Annotated in this window: 3 protein-coding genes; all 3 read left to right on the plus strand. The window is 63.5% G+C overall.

Features of this window, described 5'->3' with window-relative positions; all coding sequences use genetic code 11:
- Window positions 1-275 precede the first annotated feature (275 nt).
- On the plus strand, window positions 276-551 hold the full coding sequence (locus QMK34_RS47240; protein ID WP_326421581.1) for a tyrosine-type recombinase/integrase: 276 nt from the start codon (window positions 276-278) through the stop codon (window positions 549-551).
- A complete protein-coding gene (locus QMK34_RS47245) occupies window positions 548-1,474 on the plus strand; it encodes a tyrosine-type recombinase/integrase (RefSeq protein ID WP_326421586.1) in 927 nt (308 codons plus the stop codon). Before QMK34_RS47240 ends, QMK34_RS47245 begins: the two co-directional genes overlap by 4 nt.
- A partial coding sequence (locus tag QMK34_RS47250) for a tyrosine-type recombinase/integrase (protein WP_326421587.1) occupies window positions 1,471-2,312 on the plus strand: 842 nt, incomplete at its 3' end. The genes QMK34_RS47245 and QMK34_RS47250, both read left to right, overlap by 4 nt.

The raw sequence follows: 2,312 nt of genomic DNA on the forward strand, positions 1-2,312 counted from the left end.
TTCGCGGTCGTCCAGTCCTATCTGGACACCGCACACAAGTGGGGACTGGACAAGCTCGACGCGCTCCACCAACTCTTCACCACCGGCGCCTGGCTACCACCAGCACTCACCCCAGCTGAATAGCTACCAGGCGGTCCGTTTTTGTGAGAGTTCTGTGTGATAACTTTATTCTCTCAATAAACGGGCCGCCGTCTACGTCAACACGCCGAACGAGTGCAAGTTACCCCGCCATGAATAAGCCTCATGGTAGGCCTTCCGATGCGATGGACCGCCGAGTGTTCATCCGGACCAAGGCCCCGCATCGAGGCCTGACCACCGGCGGGATTACCCAAGCGGTGGCGGCCGCCGGACGGCGAGCCGGACTCGGCACGCTCTACGCGAACCGGCTGCGTCACACCGCAGCGACGTCAATGCTCAAGGCCGGGGCCCCGCTGGCTGAAATCGGTCAAGTGCTGCGGCATCGAAGGCCGATCACCACAGCAATCTATGCGAAAGTCGACACCGAATCGTTGCGGCCCCTGGCTCGCCCGTGGCCGGCAGGTCTGTCATGACCACACTCCGCCTGGCACTGGACGACTACCTGGATTTACGGCACAGCCTCGGATTCAGCCTGCGGCGCGATGCGAAACTCCTCGCCCAGTTCATCAGTTATCTCGACGAGCAGCACACCGATACGGTCACCACAGCATCCGCGGTGGCCTGGGCGAGCTTGCCCGCCGACGCCAGCCCCGGCTGGCTGGGATTCAGGATGCGGGTGGTCCGCGGTTTCGCCGCCTACTTACAGACTCTCGACCCAGCGGTGGAAGTTCCGCCTCCCGGACTACTCTCAGGGAACGGTCGGCGAGCGGTTCCCTATCTCTATTCCGACACCGATATCGCGGCACTGTTCGCCGAAGCCGAACAGCTGCGGACTCCACTGCGCACCGCGACCATGCACACCGTGATCGGCCTGCTCGCTGTCACCGGGATGCGCATCGGCGAAGTGATCGACCTGGACGACACCGACTTCGACGCCACCGGTGGGCTACTTGTCGTGCGACACGCTAAATTTGGCAAGTCCCGGCAGATTCCGCTGCATCCGAGCGCGGTGACAGCGTTGCTTGCTTACCAGCGGCTGCGCGATCAAACTTGCCCCCGGCTCGTCGCCAGCGCGCTGCTTGTTTCCGCCACGGGCACACGGCTGCTGTCCTACAACGTCGGCCAGACCTTCGCCAAACTCGTCCGCCGAGCAGGGCTCACCGCGCGCTCCCCGTCGTGTCGTCCGCGTCCGCACGATCTCAGGCACACATTTGCGGTCCGGACTCTGCTGGATTGGTATCGCGACGACGGTGACATCGCGGCCCAGCTGCCGCTGTTGTCGACCTACCTCGGCCACGTGTCACCCGCCAACACCTACTGGTATCTCCACGCTGCACCAGAACTACTTGCCGAAGCCGCTAAGCGTCTCGACGCCACGTCAGGAGTCCCGCGATGACCGCGATCGCCGCCACCGTGCAGAGCTTCTTCACCGATCGGCTGATCCGGGCCCGTCAGGCCAGCCCGGACACCATCGCAGCCTACCGGGACACCCTTCGTCTGCTGCTCACCTACATCTCTATACATGAGGGAATACCGTTGTTCCGCTTAGACTTCGCCGACTTGGTTGCACCGGTAGTTGCCGCGTTTCTCGACCACCTCGAACACGAACGCGGCAACAGCGTCCGAACCCGGAATGCCAGCCTGGCAGCAATCCACTCCCTGTTCGACTACGCCGCTCTGCACCACCCCGAACATTCCGCAGACATCGCCCGAGTCCTGGCCATCCCACCGAAACGCTGCGACCACACAATCATCACGTTCCTCACCAACGACGAGGTCGACGCCTTGAACGCCGCTCCCGACCTCGACACCCGCACTGGCCGACGTGACCACGCGCTACTCCTGCTCGCCGTCCGCACAGGACTGCGCGCGTCCGAGCTGACGTCACTGACACGCGGTGACATCCACCTGGGGAGTGGTCCGCATGTCGCCTGCCGCGGAAAAGGACGCAAAGACCGCATCACACCGCTGAATTCCGACACGGTCACGGTCATCCGTGCCTGGATGACCGAAACCACCGCTGCTTCCGGGGAACCGTTGTTCCCGACCAACCGCGGCACACCGATGAGCCACGACGCGCTCACGCAGCGACTCGCCCGCCATGTCGCGACAGCAGCCGTGACCTGCCCGTCACTAGCTGGAAAAAACGTGACACCACACGTTTTGCGCCATACCACCGCGATGCGACTGCTCCACTCCGGCGTCGACATCACCGTCATCGCACTCTGGCTCGG

The organism is Amycolatopsis sp. H20-H5, assembly GCF_035828755.1.
Taxonomy (GTDB): Bacteria; Actinomycetota; Actinomycetes; order Mycobacteriales; family Pseudonocardiaceae; genus Amycolatopsis.

Coding starts and splice junctions, on each gene's coding strand:
- QMK34_RS47245 (WP_326421586.1), top strand. CDS start 548: ATGACCACACTCCGCCTGGCACTGGACGACTACCTGGATTTACGGCAC.